This is a genomic window from Candidatus Nomurabacteria bacterium (genome assembly GCA_020632395.1).
GTDB lineage: Bacteria > Patescibacteriota > Dojkabacteria > SC72 > JAHDCA01 > JACKFQ01.
Window position 1 is genome coordinate 81,776 of record JACKFQ010000001.1, and the last position, 18,660, is coordinate 100,435.

14 protein-coding genes and 2 tRNA genes are annotated in these 18,660 nt (G+C 38.1%); 8 read left to right on the plus strand and 8 right to left on the minus strand.

Translation table 11 applies throughout. From position 1 onward, the window contains the following. Positions 1 to 69 precede the first annotated feature (69 nt). Positions 70 to 4,035 carry a tail fiber domain-containing protein gene (locus H6763_00380; protein ID MCB9803271.1) on the plus strand — a complete coding sequence of 1,322 codons (3,966 nt, stop codon included), beginning with the start codon at positions 70 to 72 and terminating at the stop codon, positions 4,033 to 4,035. Between the two features lie 351 nt (positions 4,036 to 4,386). Next, positions 4,387 to 5,094 carry an FkbM family methyltransferase gene (locus H6763_00385; GenBank protein ID MCB9803272.1) on the plus strand — a complete coding sequence of 236 codons (708 nt, stop codon included), beginning with the start codon at positions 4,387 to 4,389 and terminating at the stop codon, positions 5,092 to 5,094. Here the strand turns inward: H6763_00385 and H6763_00390 are convergent. Both H6763_00390 and H6763_00395 read right to left on the minus strand, forming a co-directional pair. Then, the gene (locus H6763_00390) at positions 5,077 to 5,850 is read right to left on the minus strand and encodes an undecaprenyl-diphosphate phosphatase (protein MCB9803273.1); all 774 of its coding nucleotides are present in this window, start codon (positions 5,848 to 5,850) and stop codon (positions 5,077 to 5,079) included. The two genes, H6763_00385 and H6763_00390, sit on opposite strands and share 18 nt — an antisense overlap. After that, positions 5,847 to 6,746: a glycosyltransferase family 2 protein gene (locus tag H6763_00395; GenBank protein MCB9803274.1), complete on the minus strand. Its 900-nt coding sequence runs from the start codon at positions 6,744 to 6,746 to the stop codon at positions 5,847 to 5,849. Before H6763_00395 ends, H6763_00390 begins: the two co-directional genes overlap by 4 nt. 45 nt (positions 6,747 to 6,791) lie before the next feature. Between H6763_00395 and H6763_00400 the strand changes: the two genes are divergently transcribed. From H6763_00400 to H6763_00425, 6 genes are all read left to right on the plus strand, one after another. Beyond that, positions 6,792 to 7,526 carry a hypothetical protein gene (locus H6763_00400; protein ID MCB9803275.1) on the plus strand — a complete coding sequence of 245 codons (735 nt, stop codon included), beginning with the start codon at positions 6,792 to 6,794 and terminating at the stop codon, positions 7,524 to 7,526. Further along, on the plus strand, positions 7,516 to 8,640 hold the full coding sequence (locus tag H6763_00405) for a glycosyltransferase (protein MCB9803276.1): 1,125 nt from the start codon (positions 7,516 to 7,518) through the stop codon (positions 8,638 to 8,640). Before H6763_00400 ends, H6763_00405 begins: the two co-directional genes overlap by 11 nt. Positions 8,641 to 8,809: 169 nt before the next feature. Next, the gene (locus H6763_00410) at positions 8,810 to 9,685 is read left to right on the plus strand and encodes an alpha/beta hydrolase (GenBank protein MCB9803277.1); all 876 of its coding nucleotides are present in this window, start codon (positions 8,810 to 8,812) and stop codon (positions 9,683 to 9,685) included. Next, positions 9,685 to 10,326 (plus strand): HAD-IA family hydrolase, encoded by a 642-nt coding sequence (locus tag H6763_00415; GenBank protein ID MCB9803278.1) that lies wholly within the window; start codon positions 9,685 to 9,687, stop codon positions 10,324 to 10,326. Before H6763_00410 ends, H6763_00415 begins: the two co-directional genes overlap by 1 nt. Before the next feature lie 249 nt (positions 10,327 to 10,575). Then, a tRNA-Phe gene (locus H6763_00420) sits at positions 10,576 to 10,651 on the plus strand. Positions 10,652 to 10,705: 54 nt separating this feature from the next. Continuing rightward, positions 10,706 to 10,782: transfer RNA gene (locus H6763_00425), tRNA-Gly, on the plus strand. Between the two features lie 70 nt (positions 10,783 to 10,852). Here the strand turns inward: H6763_00425 and H6763_00430 are convergent. From H6763_00430 to H6763_00455, 6 genes are all read right to left on the minus strand, one after another. Next, positions 10,853 to 12,040, minus strand: coding sequence for a hypothetical protein (locus tag H6763_00430; GenBank protein MCB9803279.1), 1,188 nt, complete (start codon positions 12,038 to 12,040; stop codon positions 10,853 to 10,855). Between the two features lie 717 nt (positions 12,041 to 12,757). After that, positions 12,758 to 13,408 (minus strand): hypothetical protein, encoded by a 651-nt coding sequence (locus H6763_00435; protein ID MCB9803280.1) that lies wholly within the window; start codon positions 13,406 to 13,408, stop codon positions 12,758 to 12,760. Between the two features lie 521 nt (positions 13,409 to 13,929). Continuing rightward, a complete protein-coding gene (locus H6763_00440) occupies positions 13,930 to 15,519 on the minus strand; it encodes a hypothetical protein (protein MCB9803281.1) in 1,590 nt (529 codons plus the stop codon). Beyond that, positions 15,494 to 16,261 carry a nucleotidyltransferase domain-containing protein gene (locus H6763_00445; GenBank protein ID MCB9803282.1) on the minus strand — a complete coding sequence of 256 codons (768 nt, stop codon included), beginning with the start codon at positions 16,259 to 16,261 and terminating at the stop codon, positions 15,494 to 15,496. The genes H6763_00440 and H6763_00445 overlap by 26 nt, the downstream gene beginning before the upstream one ends. Further along, positions 16,248 to 17,084 (minus strand): aldo/keto reductase, encoded by an 837-nt coding sequence (locus tag H6763_00450; protein MCB9803283.1) that lies wholly within the window; start codon positions 17,082 to 17,084, stop codon positions 16,248 to 16,250. Before H6763_00450 ends, H6763_00445 begins: the two co-directional genes overlap by 14 nt. Beyond that, positions 17,074 to 18,348, minus strand: a complete 1,275-nt coding sequence (locus tag H6763_00455) for a hypothetical protein (protein MCB9803284.1) — start codon at positions 18,346 to 18,348, stop codon at positions 17,074 to 17,076. The genes H6763_00450 and H6763_00455 overlap by 11 nt, the downstream gene beginning before the upstream one ends. Positions 18,349 to 18,660 lie beyond the last annotated feature (312 nt).

Below are 18,660 nucleotides of genomic sequence, written 5' to 3' on the forward strand. Positions count from 1 at the left end.
TTCTTTGACTTATAGATGAATAATCAATAAGATGTAAATAGCTGAATATATAGAATAACTACGTAGAAAATGAATAGATTCAGTAAGAGAATACCGGTTGCGTATCATGGTGTTCTGTTACTTGTCGTATTTTTTGGTATCACGACTCTGACAGGAGCTAGATTGGTGCGCGCCCAAACCGCAGAAACCCTAAATTTCCAGGGTAAAATTGTCCGCAATGATTCGGGCAATGTTGGCATCAACGTATCATCCTCAGAAACTACATGTATCTCCGGCGGTGCCGACAGCTGTGACTTCAAAGTTGTGTACTACGATGCTTCTACAGGAGGCAACACACTTGGTACTGAACAATTTTCAAATATTGAGATCGGTGCATACGACGGCGTCTTCAATCTCCCGCTTGGTGCTGGTGATACATGGACAGCTGGTACAGAAACGACATTTTTGGATATCTTCATAAATAATTCGACTGTTTATGCTCAGGTGCATTTTGATAAGGAGGGCGATGCCTATCCGGGAGGAGCGTATTCGGATGCATTTGGTAGGATGGCCGTCAGAGCAGCACCTTTTGCGATACGGGCAAATAGTGCAGATAATATCAATGGATTTGGTGAGGATAATTTTGTGCAGTTTGCACCTTCGGGTGTACAAACCGACACCAGCACATCAAGTTCTATCTTCATCAATAAAACTGGCGGGAGTGGAAATATCCTCCAATTACAAAAAAGTGCTGCTGATGTCTTTGTGATCGACAACTCAGGAAATGTGGGGATAAACACAACTACACCTGAATCGTTGTTAGATGTCTATGCAGGTGTGGTCGGTGACATTTTTGAACCAGCGATTACACTTAGGGCAGAGGATGCCCTAGCAGGAGGAAATCCCGAACTGCGATTAGGGTTTGACTACGACTACCTTACGGGAGGTTTCAATGCAATAACATTTGAAAGTTACGAACCTCTTGCTGGTGGTGAGGGACATTTTATCTTCAGATCATCAGGAACTCTTTCTCCATATCGAGTAGAAATTAGAAACGGGTCTCTTATGACTACGGAGGATCTAATGATTGGTGGTGATACACCTCTCACATCGATGTTCTCTGTTGACCAGTCAGCCGGAATTATTTACTTAGGTGCAGATCAATCAGCGAACCCAATTTTAAGATTTGAAGCGACTGATAACGATACCGCAGATTTTGGATTTAATACTAACGACTCATTTTACTTTACAGGAGGCAATCTAGGTATCGGCGACACCTCCCCAGCCTCCGCCCTCACAGTAGGCAATGGTGACCTCTTCCAGGTAAACAGTAGTGGACAGATAGCAGCAGCAGCAGGTATCACGAGTAGCGGAACTATAACGTTTAGTGGACTGTCTAATGGAGTTGTCACGGTTTCATCCGGAGTATTAAGTGGAGGCACTATCGGTGCATCATTTATAACGGCAGACTCTCTTGATTTCACAGAGTTCAAAGATTCCCTAGCACTAGATGCAAGTACAGATATCGCGGTAGATGGTACAGAGGTATTTTCGATAACTAATACAGGTACGGGTAATAGTTTCCAAGTGAATGATGCGGGATCGGATACGACACCGTTCATTATTGACGCGAGTGGTAATGTAGGGATAGGGGTAACGAGTGCATCATACCCACTAGATGTCAACAAATCATTCAGTGCCGGAAGTGGAAACACGCAAGCTGTATATATTTATGCAAATAGAGGTTTATTGAGTGATCTAGAGACCGGAAATCACATTGGGGTTTTTGTTGATACAAGACTCGATGATCAGACTGTAAGTAGTAGGCGGTTGAATGCAAATACAAGAGGAATCTCTTCCTCGATATCATTCCAAAATTCTGCAACAAATTATGGATCGGCTATAGTATTTCATGCGACTACAGTGAATTATAACTCTTCAGGAACACCAAACGGTCGTCTTTCATTTTTTGAGGCTGAAATTGGTGCTGGTGCTGCTAGGTATGGAGATGTCTACGGCTTAAGGATCAACTCTCTATCAGGTATCTCAGGTACCGCATATGGTGTGTATGTGACTGATGGAAAAAGCTATTTTGGTGGGCAAGTCGGTGTTGGTACTTCCTCGCCAAGTTCGACATCGATGTTGCATGTTAGTGGTGCGGACAGTAACTTGATAGGTCTAATCGCTGGATCAACAAAAGGAGTCAGAATAGGAGCTGATAGTACCGGAGGAAGGATTGGAGGTGTCGACCAAACAGGTGCTGCATCTGATCAGCCATTGACCATAACAGGTACGTACATTAGTTTCGGTTTACCTTCTGAGGCAATGCGTTTAGCTTCCGGAGGCAATCTAGGTATCGGCGACACCTCCCCAGCTTCCGCCCTCACAGTAGGCAATGGTGACCTCTTCCAGGTAAACAGTAGTGGACAGATAGCAGCAGCAGCAGGTATCACGAGCAGCGGAAATATAACGTTTAGCGGATTGACTGCAGATAGGTTGGTTGCGACAACTACGGGCGGGCAATTAACGAATACGTTGTCCTCTGCAAATCTTGCTCTATCTATTTCAGATGAGACAGGGTCGGGTTTATTAGTATTTGGAACTAGTCCTACATTTACAACAAGTATTACAACTCCACAGGTGACATACGCAGGAGGTACACTATCAATTCAGACCACAGACTCAAATGCGATCAGTTTGAACTCAGGTAGCGATACGATCGTCCTAGGGACAAGCAATACTTCTGGAGATGATCTGCTCATACCTGATAGGATCAGTGACTGGGACAATGGTGCATACTATCTCGATCCTAGTAGCACATCTGTATTGGTAAACCTAACTGTCACAACATCTGAGAATAAGACCAGTGCCACGACTCCTCTACTTTTGGGTGGGTCATTAGCAGCTTCGAACCTTATCATCCAAAGTACCTCAGGTAACGGTTCAGGGGACTTTATTTCACTACGAGTCGGAAATAACGGAGCTACAGAAGCGATCAGAGTAGTGAGTTCAGGTGCCATAGCTATTGGGCAATCTTCAGTGACCTCTGGTAGGCAGATAGACACGTCAAGTGGAGGATATCTGACAAGTGCTGGTGTTTGGACTTCCACATCTTCACGAGCTCTAAAGGAGAACTACACGTTATTAGATTATGATCAGATCCTGAATAATATTTCCGAGCTATCTGTGGAGAAGTGGAGCTATAAGGTCGATGATTCAAAATACTATCATATCGGACCCTATGCTGAGGATTTTTACCAACTATTTAGTGTCGGACAGGATAATAGATCTATCGCTGCTATGGATACATCTGGTGTCGCACTTGCCGGGATAAAAGGCTTGGTCAACAGGGTTGCTGATTTGAAAATTATGATAAATGGCATTAAAAATGCCGACAGATCACTTAGATCGACCGATCCTAATTCAGCAAAGATCCTGGGAGAGAATACTTCGAGAATATCAGAGATAGATCTACGCATAGATGCCCTAGAAGCCTCAATTGCAATTCTAGGTGTCGGGACTGGGTCTCCTCAACAGTACTGGAGTATGACGAATACTGGAATTAAGGCAGATACAGAGATTGAAACAGAAGGAGTCTATAGTGGATTTGGAGTGTTTGGTGATCTAACTTCTGATACACTTTCGATCGCAAGTGGAATGTTTAAGATTTCAACAGAAGGTAATGTCGCAGTTTCTGGAGATATGCTGATCAGTGGAGTTCTCTATGGCGATGGAGGTTTGTTGCAGATAGATGGTGATCTGAAACTTGATAGATTGATCGCAAAACAGATCTTGATCGATACAAGCGATAAGGATGGGAGAACAGCAGGTAGTGGTGAATTGACAGCATCCTCAACAGAGGTGACTATAGATACAACCTCTGTAGAAGAAGGCTCGAAGATATTAGTAACTCCGACCTCTGATACTGCTGGTCAGGTCTTGTATGTCAAAGACAAAGTCGTAGGTAAGGGTTTTACAGTATCTGTTGGGTCACCAATTCCAAACGGAGTGACATTCGATTGGTGGATATTAAACACATACGATGACGCCAAGTAGTTCATCTACTAAGCAGTCGTGCAATTACCAAGATCAGTGAAAAATACCATTACTGTCTGAGTTTTGTTGAGAATCGACATCAAAACACCATTGTCCTCGATGTTAGAGCATCGTCACCGCTGACTGAAAACACCATTGTCCTCGATGTTAGAGCATCGTCACCGCTGACTGAAAACACCATTGACCTCGATGTCAGAAGAACATCGACCCCGACATTACAATTTTACATCGACCCTACTTACTATTTACCTCTCTATCACTTACGACATTGGTCGATCTACAATTTTGGAACTGAGCATGAATAGGAAAAATTCTATATAATGCATTGATAATTCAAGAATTTTAGGATGTATGAAGGGTAAGTTCCTGGGCTTTACGATAGGGTATGAAAACAAAGAAGAGTTCCGAGTCATTTCGCATGAGATAGTTAAGGAGCGCTCATATGATCTTCCAGTCGAAGATGCCGATCTTATAGTAGATATCGGGGCACATATCGGATTGTCAATCATATACTTTCATACACGCTACCCTAATTCTCGTATTATCGGATTTGAGCCAAACCCCAAATTATTTACTATACTGAGTAGTAATATTCGTAATGCAGAACTACCAAATGTAGATCTTTATCAGGTAGCAGTCGGTACAGAAAATGCCCGAGCTCAGCTTTTCATTGACCATACAAAGAATAATTGGCAGTCAAATGGAAGTTTGTTGAGTGGCGGATGGAATGGTACTTTGATGGGAGGGTCTATCGATGTTGAGACAGTTAGATTAGAAGATCGTTTCGGTGATGAGATCATAGACATTCTGAAATTAGATGCTGAAGGATATGAATGGCAGATAATACGCTCATTAGGAAGTAGAATAGGGAAGGTTAGATCTATAGCTATGGAATTTCATGGACAAGGGAAAAATCGGTTGAAAAAGATAGTAAATTACCTGTCTGATCATTATAGAACAGTAGTGATCGAACAAAATGCTAGTATATCGAGCATCTCTACAGTTGATCCAACAAAATTGCTAATGATCAAGGGATTTGACCTAAAAAAGCCACAGTAAAAGTGAGATCCCGAGTATGATCCTGTATACACCAAATAGTGTCAGAAATCGTTTAGTTGAGAACTTCCTTAGAAACTTCAAAGCTATCAGAGAGGCTATGAAGGTTACGATGATACCGATGATGTACTGTGTGTTAAGCATGTTTCTATTATCTGAATCTTTGATAGCTTCGTAGAAAAAGGCACCTAAAAGAAGAGGTATTCCGATAAGAAAGGAAAAATCAAGTGCTACGTCTTTACGAACTCCACATAACATCCCTGTCATAGTGGTTATACCAGATCTCGAGGTTCCGGGTATCAGAGCCAAAAGTTGTGACATCCCTATTAAAATACTATCGCGTACGGAAACAACATCCCGAGTCATCCTCTTACTCCGGATCTCAAAATATTCGATCAATATCATTAATATTCCCCAAAACATAAGGTTAAAAGCTATTATTGCGACACCATAAAATATATCTTCAATGAATCCAGAGATGAGTACGCCTCCAATGATCGCTGGTGTAATTCCGAAAAGATATTTCAAGAACTCATCTTTATCTATTTTGAGGAGTTTCTTGATAGTTATGTTCAACTGATAACGATATACTACAATCAGTGCTAAGGCACTCCCAAGGTGTAGGGATGTCAATAACATTAACGAAGGCTCGATATTTAGGAATTTTGTGACTATTATCAGGTGGGCCGAACTAGATATTGGATACAATTCTGTGATCGCTTGAGTTATAGAAATGATCAGTGTATCGATATAGCTCATCGTTTTAAGGATCTAAGTTTACTTGCGGTTTCTTTGTACTGTTCCGGTGATATTCTATTTCTACCTACGAATAATAGGCCTAGCGTGACTAGCTTCGCAACCGATGCTCCAAGTATATTGTCATGTTTGTAGTAGAATAGTGCTTGTGAATAGATTGCTTGTAGCCACAACCAAGCCTTCTGATCCTGATGATCCTTTGAGGCTGTACCTATATGATGAAATGCCCTGATCGACGGTTCTATCAATATCTTCATACCTGTACTGCGGATCCGTCTACATAGGTCATGATCCTCATAGTACATGAAAAAATCCTCATCAAAGCCTTTAAGATCTCGAAAAAGATCTGCTTTTATCAGCATACAAGCTCCACTAACCGCCTCGACCTCTGCTCTGTTCTTGAATATTGTCTGACCATATCTCTTATCGATCAGTCCTAACTTACTCAGTATGACATAAAAAGGTAATAGTAGACCTGGTATCATATAAATAACACTCGCCTCATCTTCGTTATCGTTGTATAGAGAGGGTGCAACTACCCCCGCCCCCGTTTCTTGAGCGATAGAAACAAGAGCAGATATATCTTTTGAAGAGATCCGTGAGTCAGGATTGAGGATGAGTATATGATCATACTGTTTATCATGACTGTTTTGAAAGATCCTGTTATGAGCCTTCCCAAAACCGAGATTCTTATCTGAGGTTGCAAATGTTACAGTTGGGAATCTTTCTCTAAGATCCGATGTGATATCGATCTCTGAGGAATTGTCTAATATAGAAATATCCAGATCAATATCAGTTACAGGATCAGCCAGAAGACAATCCAAACACTCTGTCAGCTCTTTTAATGATTTATAAGCAACGACCTGAACTAAGATCGAGGCTTTTATTTCTTTATCCATTCCTTTAGTATAATATCAGGGAAATATTAATAATTGAATCACAGTATGAAACGTTCTTATCGCCAAATTTTGTTCTATATTATAGCAGTTGCCTTTATGTTGGCATTTCCTAAGTCCTCTTTTGCTGCTCCGACATTCAAATTCAATCCTACTGGTGGGTATGTTATGGAAGGCGACGAATTCACATTAGATATCTTGATCGATAGTGATGGGGAGGAGCTGATCAAAGCAAAAAGTGTGATAACATTTGACCCAACCCTTGTTGAGATAATTAAAGCAGAGCGAAACAATGCCTTATTTGATCAGTTCCCTGCTGACGAGCAATCAACTGACAATACAAATGGTGTATTGATGTTATCTGGATTTACTCAGTCGGGTGCTGGTGATCTGTACAAAACAGGTGCAAACCCCGATGTCTTTGCTAGGATCACATTCAAGACCCTTTGGGATGGTGTTGTCACTTTTGATTGGGAATACACAGGTACAGACGCTCCATTTAAGAGTGTCATGATCTCTGACGGAAGCCCTCCACAAAACATCCTCACCTCTAAGCCTGTTTCTGCAACTTTTACAATCCAAGATTCAACTGGTAATAGCGGTACTGGAAATTATGTCACTCCGATCACAGGTATATTTGAAAGTGATATGTTCTTACCCGGTTTTCTTGTTCTACTTGGTGGTTTGATGGTATTTACAGGGACAAACGTGGTTTACCGAGTTTCGAGGAGATTGATATTAATGCGTAGGCGTACACTTGTAGAATATGATCATGATGAGTAGAGAGAGGGAAAAGGTAGCAATTGTCCACAACTGGTATTGGAACTATCGAGGTGCTGAGAGAGTTTTGACTGCACTTACAGAAATTTACCCTGATGCCGATCTATTTTTTCTCTTTGGTGATGAGAAAAAGATCATAGCTAAATATCCTGGCCATAAGATTAGATTTTCATTCTTACAAAATATCCCTTTGATCAGATCGATATATAAACTCACACTTCCTTTATGGCCGATTGCTACAGAAGCACTGGATCTTTCAGAATACAGTTCAGTAATTTCCTCCTCTGCCTCTACTGTTTGGGGTGTTATCACACATCCAAATGCTACTCATATCGCATATGTGTATTCACCAATGAGATATCTCTGGGATCAAAAAGATATATATCTGAGAAATATGTCCAGACCGATAAGGATTTTATTTCGCACCTTTGCTCATTATCTGAGGATGTGGGATCTTGTAGCATCCTCTCGACCTGATTCGATAATCGTGATCTCCGAGTACGTCAAAGAGAGATTACAGAAATATTACAATAGAACTGCAGATAGAGTGATCTACCCACCATTGATAGACCTTGATGAACTATTCAATTATCCTGATAAAAAAAAGAAAGAGCATCTGGTAGTAGTGTCAGGGTTTGAGGAAAATAAAGGTGCTATAGAGGCTATAGAATACGCGATCCGTTCTAATGAGGTCGTATATCTAACGGGAGAACATTCGATAATTCGTAAGCTGAATAAAAGGTATTCAAAATACAAAAATGTTCACTTCACTGGATGGCTTGATAGGCAAGATCTTCTTGAATTGATAGCAGAGGCTAAAGCAACGTTATTCTTCGGCGAAGAAGATCTCGGTCTGGTTCCTTTGGAATCGATCGCACTTGGTACACCGGTGGTGGCGCTGGCAAGCGGTGGCGCGTTGGAAACGATCGAAGATGGTGTTAATGGTGTATTTATCGATGAACTTGAGTATAATGCTATCCATCTAGCTTTGAAAAGATGTGAGGGGATAAGGATCAATAGACGGATCGAAAGAGAGAGATATGAAAAGTTCTCGAACTCAAATTTCAGAACTGCGATAACCAAGGTTGTTAAAGATGCAAAAGCGCAGAGACAATAGTATTGTGGATATTGATCTATCAAGCGGCTATAATTTGAAGCCTCGATCTGTATGTAGTGTGAGGTATATGATATCGCAGATCTATGGTATCAGAAAGCGCGATGTTAGTTGAATTCTAAAGTGTGTCAGAACTGATTTAGTGTTTGGATAATTGTGAATAATTATGATTATGAAAATTAAACATATCGATATAACTCTAGATAATGCATTAAAGGTCCATTCTGTGCTGTACGGTGATCCAAAAGTAGCAAATACTTTGGTAGTTTTAATTCATGGTCTGGTAAATGATTGGGAGTCTTGGATGCCATTTATCTCATTATATAACGGAAGCGAGCTTTGTTTTCTTCTGATCGATCTACCAGGATATGGTGTTTCAGGGAAGATGAAACAGTATTCATTCGCGGAATATAGCCAACAGATAAGGAAAGTGGCTCGATCAGTTATAGATACGGAATTTTCGACTACACCTGTCGCATGGATAGGTGGGCTTTCATTGGGTTCAATGATCGCCATACAATGTTCTGCAGATTCTCCTGACCTCTTCTCTGGCTCGATACTGTTTGGTCCTTTGATCAAAAGTACATTGGAGGGACCTTTTTACAATGTGGTGGTAAGAAATTTCGGTCGAGTAATAAATAAGATCCCTTACTCGGATGCTCTGGTTGGAGTTGTCATCAGATCGGGGGTATTTCACTTTATTGGGTGGGTCAATAATACAACTAAAATGAGTTGGAGTGATTATAAGAAAGCTACGATCGCTGGAATGAAAAAGACATCGGGGAGGGCTTTTGCCCATATGGTTGTTGAAACGATCGAGTTTGATGGTCTGTCAAAATTATCTGAAGTTGCTCAAAGAAGTAAGGTTGTTGTATTGGCAGGTGAGAAAGATAGATTCTATAAAAGTCCAGCTGTGCTAAAGAGAACTATTGAGGGTTTGGGTTCTGGATCGCGATGCTCAATAATCCCAAATGTAGGTCATGTACTTGTCTATGAGTCTCCTGAAGCTACTCTGGCTGAGATGGTTAATCTTATTGAGGAGTTGTAATGAGTTTTATCATTATGGATTTTGATGGTACATTAGCAAATACCTTTGATCTTTCTTTGGATATTCTAAACGATATAGTTGATGATTTCGGTCTTCCGCATTTTACTGAGGAACAGATCGTTCGTGCCAGGAGTATGCATGTTTCTCAAGCGCTACGTGAACACGGATTTAAGGCAACACAGGTTGCTTTGGCTTCGGTCGCATTTCAAAGGAAGCTAGAAGCCCACAAAGTTAAATTGGTGCCTATAAAGGGGATCAAAGATGCTGTTTTGGAACTCTCAAAGTTGCACGATCTAAGCATTGTTTCTTCAAATAATACCTCATTCATAAAGGAGTTTCTTGAGAAATTCGGCATGAATTATTTTGATCCGATCGTTGGAGGTGTTTCACTGTTGGGTAAGTCCTCGAAGATAAAGAAGTTAGTAAAAAGTTTCCAGACTGATCTAGCAAATTGTATTTATGTCGGTGATGAGGTTCGGGATGTCGAGGCGGCGAGGAAGGTTGGTATTAAGGTGGTCAGTGTGACTTGGGGGTTTAATGATCGGAATTCTCTTGAGAAGGCGAGGCCGGATCGTATTGTTGATGATCCAGTTGAATTGATCCCGCTAACTTATAGTGCGATGGGTGGCAGTGGTACATAGGTGGCGAAATCTTGTCTAATAGCGATCTTATAGCGTTTACACTTTCCGAATAGGAGTTTTTGTATTACAACGTATTCCCAGTGATTCAAGCTGTTGCGGATATTGATCTTGAAATTCATCGTGTATTATATTGAGTGAATTCTTTTCATGAAATAAAAATAGTTCATTGCAACAGATGATTCTATTTTTAAGAGTTTTTCTTTGTCTTGATGGTTTTGCTAAGTTCATGATATTATCAAGGGCAAACTTGCCGAGATAGCTCAGTTGGTAGAGCACCTGCCTGAAGAGCAGGGTGTCCCCAGTTCAAGTCTGGGTCTCGGCACCATCCCGCTAACTTATAGTTGGGAAGGGTATAGTAACTCAAAGAAGGAAAAACTCTGCGGGAGTAGTTCAGTTGGCTAGAACGTCTCGTTGCCAACGAGAAGGTCGCGAGTTCGAATCTCGTCTCCCGCTCCAAGTATAACTTGAACCCCACATTTTTATGGTGGGGTTTATTTTTACAACATGAGTATGTAGAGCATGCAGTTTAAAATTCAGTCATATCTGCAACTCTTCCAGCAGTCATATGTACAAGAAATGCCTGTATTACTTGGTCAATTGTATACGAGTTTTCAAGTCTACTAGCTAGTTTGAGAAGCGCAGACCTGATTTGTTTCTGACTAGGTACAAAGCGGCCTCCAAATATTTGATGTGGCATTACATTCATCATGGTATTACGGATTCGATTCATCTCTTGAGTATTTCCAAAAAGCGATGAGAACCCAACCCAAAAATTGAATCCATTTGGATTCACTCCAAGCATTTCAGGAAGCATTACACTAAAAAAAACATTCCAGTCCTTATACATCTTTGAGTTGATAGTCGTTTCTATAGATCCTTCTTCGAAATCTATGATTGATGTATCAAGCCTGTCGTTAATCATAACTTGATTCCAACTAAGTTCTCCATGAGCGACTCCGATCAGATGCAAATCAATCAGGGTTCCTAAAGTGCTACGTATAACAATATCTCTTTCACTTGGAGAGAGGGTATGTAGTCTGTCTAATAGAGGGAAATAACCGTCAAGCCACTCCATTGCTAAGATTCCAGTGTTATTGGGGAGTTCATATGGCAGTGCTGTTGAAGGGTATCCAACTAGCCCTTTTGAATCTATATATCTTAGTACTCTAGCTTCATTAATAGCTTTGGATGGGAAATTATATGATTTAACGAATATTGATACTCCATTCGGTAAGCTGATTTTTGCTGTAGGATTTGAGGAAGTCCCGATTAACTGATAGCTACTCATGCCAGGGAATCTTCTACAAAAACTCTCTAGTCTACTAATTGAAGATTTATCTGGATCGGTCTCGAAATCTATAAGTTCCATCAATCTCACATTTGCCATATCAAAAACTCTACCGTATGTGGTTTGTTGGATTAACATTATATCGCTATCGGGAGAATGCGAGATACAAGTAACTGGTGTCGTTAAAGGCAATGTGTTGACAACTAGTGGCCTAAAAAGCATGTCTGGTGATATGTTGCCCATTTGAAAGTCCGAACATGCGACAACACCACGGCTATAGACTCTAATAGCTTCACGCTCTTCAACAGGGATAAGTCTACCTGCAAGCATTGAGCGTAAAGAATTTACATCATCAAGATATTCAGGGATCGCTAAAAATGATCTTAATCGTCTAGTTTTTTCTCTAATATTTTCTACTTTATGCATCCCGATATTGTACTATAGGTTAGTGCGGGGGTCCAGATTAAATATTTATTAGAGTATATAAGTAATCATCTATGACACATGATCATCTATATGCGAAAAAATGTTAAATATTCATATCTAAATATTGTTTATTTAATACAGACAAAAGGATCTATTGAATAAATGCTAACTTCAGAATTGGATTAGTTACTAGATTAATCATTTACATTCTAGTTCTAACTTCGTCCCATACCTTGCTCAGTAAAAATGACCCCGATAGGGGTCGTTTTTATTGAGCATTTTGTCATAGTTCGAACTCCATCAGTGCGAAGCACTGAGAGTTCTGAAAACATGCAGTACATGCTTCTGCATGTATCTAGCGAGCGTCATCTCGTTTCCCGCTTCAAAAGAAAAGTTAATCAAACATTCCATGAATCTATTTACACTAAACCATTTTACCGAACTACATTGGTTCGAGCTTTGTTCTACCAAACTTACTAACAAACGCAAGTGTACCATTACACCAAGTATATCTCGGTTCGAACCCAGTGTGATGTAGCTTATCTACATATCATAAATCAATAGAATTTTTCTTTGCTGTCATTCTCCAAAGTACATAAAACATTGAAGACTGTGTAATTAAGAATCGGAACAAATATTTAGTCATAGCAGTAATTTGTAGACGAATTTCAAATTATTAAATAACGAAAATACCGACTTTACTGAGTAAAATCAAAATTATATTTTAATTTGATTCATTATTATTGCTCCGGCAGCTCCCACAAACACAATCTTAGCTTCTGGACTAATTTTTCGTAGAGATTCTTCTTGTATACCCAAATTCCTAACTTCAGATAATGTTGTACTACTTCTCGCTTGTTCCTGGAGCCTCTTTAAGCTAGCTGTTGATACCCGAAATAAAAGAGGGTTATCATCAGTTGGAATAGGTTCTCTTAAAAGGTATGTCCTGAATACTGCTGCTAAAGATAATCTTTCTGGCACAGCACCTTGCAATATTAAAGTTTCAGGATTGCGCCCAGGTGCATATGGTAATTCATCCAATAAGTTCCAACCCTCTGCATACAGAGGGGACGTGGTGACCTTTGCAATTCCACCACTACTTGATTTTGTCACAAACTCAAATTCATTTGCCTCGAGACCTAGTTCTTCCTGATACTCTCTTAACATTGTTTCCTCAAGGGATCTATCAATTTTTGGTGCATGTTTTCCTCCGGGCGAGCCAACAATCCATGTCTCTCCAGCAGGACAATTGCCACTGAAAATCAAATCTCCATCTTGTGTTCGACATATCGACCCCGTAGTTAGAACTGGACGAATGATATTGTCACCAGCTTGCACTTGAGGATAATAATAATCGGGATTTATCATGATATATATTTATTTAGCCTTTCTCATTAACTAAAATACTAGCTTTCGGAAACTTCACTCCAGTGATCCGCTTAGCGTGACATACAATGGTATTAGGGATTAAACCTAGCCCTTGACTAAATTGTCCATAAAATCTACTATAATACTCTCACCAAAGAACTAACGCACCTGCAGAAACTCCAATTATCAATCCAGTATGTGATATTAATACTTCTCTATATGCTTCCACATCATACTTAAAAGTTAAAACATCTCCTCCATCCATTAAATAAGATCATTCTCTTTATTGTCTCTAGGTGTGTGTGGAATCAGTATGTCAGGATTGGAAACACCTAACTGTGAATTTACATCAACAACGATATCATCCCACCTCTCTTGTGATTTACCCCATGGAAATAATCACAATCTGTTGCTGTCTTCTAAACATTGACCAATTATATTCCAAAATTAAGTATTCATTGTTTCTTCATTTCTCTCAGTTATTCCACCATGCAAAATTTATCGTTCAGATTGATTATTCATCATTTGTTTTCAGCCATAACCTTTCTTTGGAAAGTTTTTAACGCCCGCTTCACAGAGTTGTCTACATCATATCTTTTATCTGAGTCAAAACGAAGAGAAGCTGGTTCGCTTATTAAGACCAATTTTTCTTCCGGTCGATCTGCTACAACTTGTAACACAGTAATCGTGAGTGAGTTCATCTCCTCGTCATAACAATAATCTAATACTTGTCCAGGTGCTTCAGATAGCTCCTGAGCAGAATCAGCTCCAATTTTTATTGCTTCCGTTTCATCTTTAAAAGGAAGTATAAATTGACGTTCATTATTTATTCCAATTACCTTATAGTTTATTTTTGCATTTGGTTGTTTTGATAACAATCCTGCAATTTGCCAATCCAAGCCCAACTTACTAATCCTTTCCAGATCAATGATGGGATCCTGATTAATAAATATTCCTGGTGCACCTTCGACAAAACTACTTGTTGACACTTGTTCAGCCAGTGTTGTTATACTTTCCGAGATAGTATGACCTGCAGCGGATAAAATTTGTGTTTTGAAGTTATTTGCATGAGAAACGCTTTCTATACGGTTATTCAGCTTGTTAACTATATCCTGGAATAATAAATCGTCAACTCTAACTTCGTTAACTAAATTTCCTTCAGATTGATGTTCATTTAAAATTTTTAATATATTCCGCATTTCTGATGGTGTGACACCTAACCCCATACAAACTTGTAAGAAAGTATTATATAAGTTAGTTACTAATCTTTCTTGTACAGATCCCTTTGATTTAGGAAACACACCAGAATATGCCGTTGTAATTATGGTACGAGCCAAATCCGCTAATTTAAAAACTCTTCTATCATTTTCGTTTTCTGGCTTTAAATTATTGATGCTCGCAATTTCATCTATTGGAAATAACGATGTCTGAAAGACATCTAGCTTATTTTCACGTATCGCTACAACCCGTTCTACACTTCCACCACTTTGTGCCATTGGCGGATCAAGCAATTGATCACCTGCTTGTGAAATAATCGTTAAATTCTGCAATTCCCAATTAATTGGTACTCCTTCAATCTCTGCATCTGCTACAAATTCTACTCGGTATCCAGCTCGGTTTGTTTTCTCAGGTTTGTCGAAATGACATTTATCATCCAATGTAAACGGCATATTCAATGTCTTAAGAGAATCTTGTGAAGCAACATCTTTTGGATGAACTCTAGCTACAATATTGCATGTATTCGGCAGTAAAGCATGTAACATTGAATTCACTTTTGAGATAGCATCGAAGGAATCCATTTTCCCCCAAAAGCCTAACATGTCAAACGTTTTCAAATGTCTCGTAGATTCACCAGCATCACACCAAATAGAGCTGCTTTGTTGCAGCTGCTGGTTTTTACCCCTCCTAATGCATCTTACCAAAGCCATGCTTGATTGCATTTGTGTGGGAGGTTCATTAACGTATAAATCCTCGTTTGCCATAGCACTCATAAAAACAAACTCAGTCTTTTCATATCCACTTCCTGGAAGTATTGATGTTTGTGTGACAAATTTAATCCCAATTGATTGTGCAACAGTTCTTAGATCATTTTGATTTTCTGGTGTTTGCATATTTCAAAATTGCATCAATTAGATTCGTATCAATTTGATAAGAATTAATACAAGAAATTATTAGGTCTTTGTCTTCCTTTGAAAATGACTCAATATTATCTTTATAGTGCTTCATACCTACAAAATACATATCATTCTGGATATTGACTAATCTTATATAGCTGTAAAGCATTTCAGAATAGTTAATCAACTTACTTATGTTATTTCCTTTCTCAAAAACTTTATAATGATGATTAATCAATTTAATAAGTTGTTCTGTCAGGTTTGTTTTAAATTTCTCAGGAATCTTTTGTAAGAAATTTCTAAATTGTTTTATTTGGCCATTTCTATCAAAAAGAATATGAGATCTTACAATATCGTCAAAAAATATTTCAGGGATATTAGGTCCTGTACTCCAAAATACTGTAGATCCGAGTACTTTGTTTGATTCTGAATCTGTAAAGCCTTTAATCTCGTCAATAAATTCCACTATACCCTTAAAGCAAAAACTTACTTCCTTTTGTAAAACATTATCAAAATATCTAACTACATCATCACTAAAGTAATATGGTTCTTTTTGTATTAAATGAGAAAGTGACTTGTAAATATCTGACTCAAGGTTGTCAACTATAATAATAAAATCAATATCATTAGCTTTCTTTTCGCCATACTTTGCAGCAGATCCGACAAGCAGAACTGAGTTCACAGAAGAATCTGCTTTTAAACTTTCAACAATTTGATTAATTCTTTTATTTTCTTTCATTAAAACTTCTAATTTGGTCTAAATTATTCTGCAACTGATGGTTATTGGAAACACCAATCAGTATTTTTATACGTTTATTACTTAACACTTCAATATTTTCTTCTAGAAAGTTTCGCAAAAACTTGTTTCCAATATTTTTTCGCTCAATAAGCTTGTAATCTGAATTACGAATTAAACGCATATCATCAATAGCAAGATCATTGATGTTTTTCAACAATAATCCTTGTAAGAAAATACTACGTAGTATGAAAGGTTGGGTAGGTAATTTCACAACAATTTCTTTTGCCCAAGAATTCATGTGATTATACGGCACCATCAACTCATCGACAACGGGAAAGTCTTTGGTACTACTAGTATTGTAATTATCAGGAAGGGAAATTCCAAACTTCAGTAACTTTCCTTCCCTTTTTAACTTTTCTATTAATTCTAATATTCCAGAACCCTCAAAATTGAATGATTTATGCCAATTATGTAAATATAATGTATTGATTATATTTACTTTAAGTGAATTTAGCGACTTATCAACAGCTTTCTCAAGGTAATTAATTGGATAGTATTCATCAATATTTGTAACTTGATCTGTAACCGAAAACCTACTTAGTGACGGAATTTTTGTATTTATCAACAGCTGATTTCGCTTTGGATATAAACCAATAACGTCTTCTAATTGACCATAAACTTGAGCAGTGTCAATTTCTCGTAGACCATAATCAATAATTTTGTCAAAAAGTTTATATAACTGGTCTTTTGACATATCTTTTTTATGCCACCCCGCACTTGAAAGCCCCCATGTACCAATTATCAACTTATCACTAGTTTTCATTATATTTTTTCCAGTATGAAAGGATATCTGTATTCATAACTTTTTCAACATTATTGTAATGACCTACAGTTTGTATAAATAATTTCTTGATTCTATAATCTTTGAATAATTGCGAATCATTAGTAGTTATTTTTACACTAGTAGTATTTTCCTTGACAGCTATCTCACACTCTAGATTTAACTTGTTTTTAGTTTTAGCAACTATTTCCTTTAAATTTTGTACATCTTTTATCAGATTTACTTTGGGTATTGTTAATACTACTTCTTTATCACTACCACCAGCAAACTCTTGTAAACAATGATCAAACTTTTCGGTTGCATGTGCTATAACGTGAGATGAGTGTATAAACAATGGAGTAGAAGAATATCCTAGTTCGTCCATGAATCGCCTCACTTTTTCAACAACATTTTCTGGTAAATCCTTTTCACCAGGCTTGTTGGGTAATAAATTTGGATCAAGTTTATTAATATCCTGCCAAGCAATTTTGATGCCAGGATCCATTCTTAAACCACCTACACAAACACTTTTTACAAGTGGTAATGATCTTTGCAATTCACTCCGTAAGATTTCTTCAGAATCATTTATCCCCCTAATTATCGGTCTAAGATGGTGCGAAATATATACACCAGATTGTTGTAAATCTTCCACAAATTTAAATCTATCTGCTTGATAGGATTCAATTTCTGAGGGTAGACCGCTTGATGTTACAGAAAGAATTATTGGTCCTTGCTTCGTATACTTAGTAAATAGAGCAGCCCACTTTTTGATATGGTTTTGATTTATACCTAATTTAGTTACTATCCATACGGGATTAGCTAAATTTTGTTTATGTCTTAATTCTTCAAGGATTTTAATAGTTTGTTCCTCTGATACAGGCGCAAAAGCTTCACTAGACCCAGTGGATATAGATATCACGGCTTCGTTTGGAAAAAATGTTGGATGCTTTATCAAGTTTTTAATTAAAACATCACCATCTACTTCTACTTTAGGTAAAGTCTGAAAGAGTTTCTGATCTTGGATATTCTTTTCATCATCAAATAATCCATCTACTTTATTGCTTAACCTCACACAATAAGAACATCTTAAAGGACAACCTTTAGTCGGATCTAACGAAAACCCAATGTTTGCAATAGAAATTCGCCTATAAGGGCTATCAGGTTCGTCGCTCAATGAACCGAACATCTGTTCATAAATATGAACTCCTAATCCCATATAGTTGTCATATTTTCTTTGTTCTTTTGGTGGCCAAATATATTTACTCATTGCAAAAAAGCTCCAGTTTGGGAGACTACATATATTACATGTATTAATCAACTCTCCTGTTCATTAGGATAAAGAAAACTTCTATTGAGTTGAATAAGGATATATATGATATATATCTCTTAATTATTAAAACATATCAATATATTTGTGTCAAACTATTTTTCTGGATTTTTTCAAGTCTGGCAGAAAGTAAATTTACTAGGAGATTAATATCAAGTTCTAAATGTGCTCAAATTTGTGATAATAATTCAACCATCCACTAACAATATTTCTCAATTCAATAATTGATTAAAAAATTTTAAATTTGAGTTA

What these genes read in the sequence shown, in the direction of transcription:
- H6763_00380 (MCB9803271.1), top strand. Translation starts at nt 70, where the DNA reads ATGAATAGATTCAGTAAGAGAATACCGGTTGCGTATCATGGTGTTCTG.
- H6763_00385 (MCB9803272.1), top strand. Translation starts at nt 4,387, where the DNA reads ATGAAGGGTAAGTTCCTGGGCTTTACGATAGGGTATGAAAACAAAGAA.
- H6763_00390 (MCB9803273.1), bottom strand. Translation starts at nt 5,850, where the DNA reads ATGAGCTATATCGATACACTGATCATTTCTATAACTCAAGCGATCACA.
- H6763_00395 (MCB9803274.1), bottom strand. Translation starts at nt 6,746, where the DNA reads ATGGATAAAGAAATAAAAGCCTCGATCTTAGTTCAGGTCGTTGCTTAT.
- H6763_00400 (MCB9803275.1), top strand. Translation starts at nt 6,792, where the DNA reads ATGAAACGTTCTTATCGCCAAATTTTGTTCTATATTATAGCAGTTGCC.
- H6763_00405 (MCB9803276.1), top strand. Translation starts at nt 7,516, where the DNA reads ATGATGAGTAGAGAGAGGGAAAAGGTAGCAATTGTCCACAACTGGTAT.
- H6763_00410 (MCB9803277.1), top strand. Translation starts at nt 8,810, where the DNA reads ATGAAAATTAAACATATCGATATAACTCTAGATAATGCATTAAAGGTC.
- H6763_00415 (MCB9803278.1), top strand. Translation starts at nt 9,685, where the DNA reads ATGAGTTTTATCATTATGGATTTTGATGGTACATTAGCAAATACCTTT.
- H6763_00430 (MCB9803279.1), bottom strand. Translation starts at nt 12,040, where the DNA reads ATGCATAAAGTAGAAAATATTAGAGAAAAAACTAGACGATTAAGATCA.
- H6763_00435 (MCB9803280.1), bottom strand. Translation starts at nt 13,408, where the DNA reads ATGATAAATCCCGATTATTATTATCCTCAAGTGCAAGCTGGTGACAAT.
- H6763_00440 (MCB9803281.1), bottom strand. Translation starts at nt 15,519, where the DNA reads ATGCAAACACCAGAAAATCAAAATGATCTAAGAACTGTTGCACAATCA.
- H6763_00445 (MCB9803282.1), bottom strand. Translation starts at nt 16,261, where the DNA reads ATGAAAGAAAATAAAAGAATTAATCAAATTGTTGAAAGTTTAAAAGCA.
- H6763_00450 (MCB9803283.1), bottom strand. Translation starts at nt 17,084, where the DNA reads ATGAAAACTAGTGATAAGTTGATAATTGGTACATGGGGGCTTTCAAGT.
- H6763_00455 (MCB9803284.1), bottom strand. Translation starts at nt 18,348, where the DNA reads ATGAGTAAATATATTTGGCCACCAAAAGAACAAAGAAAATATGACAAC.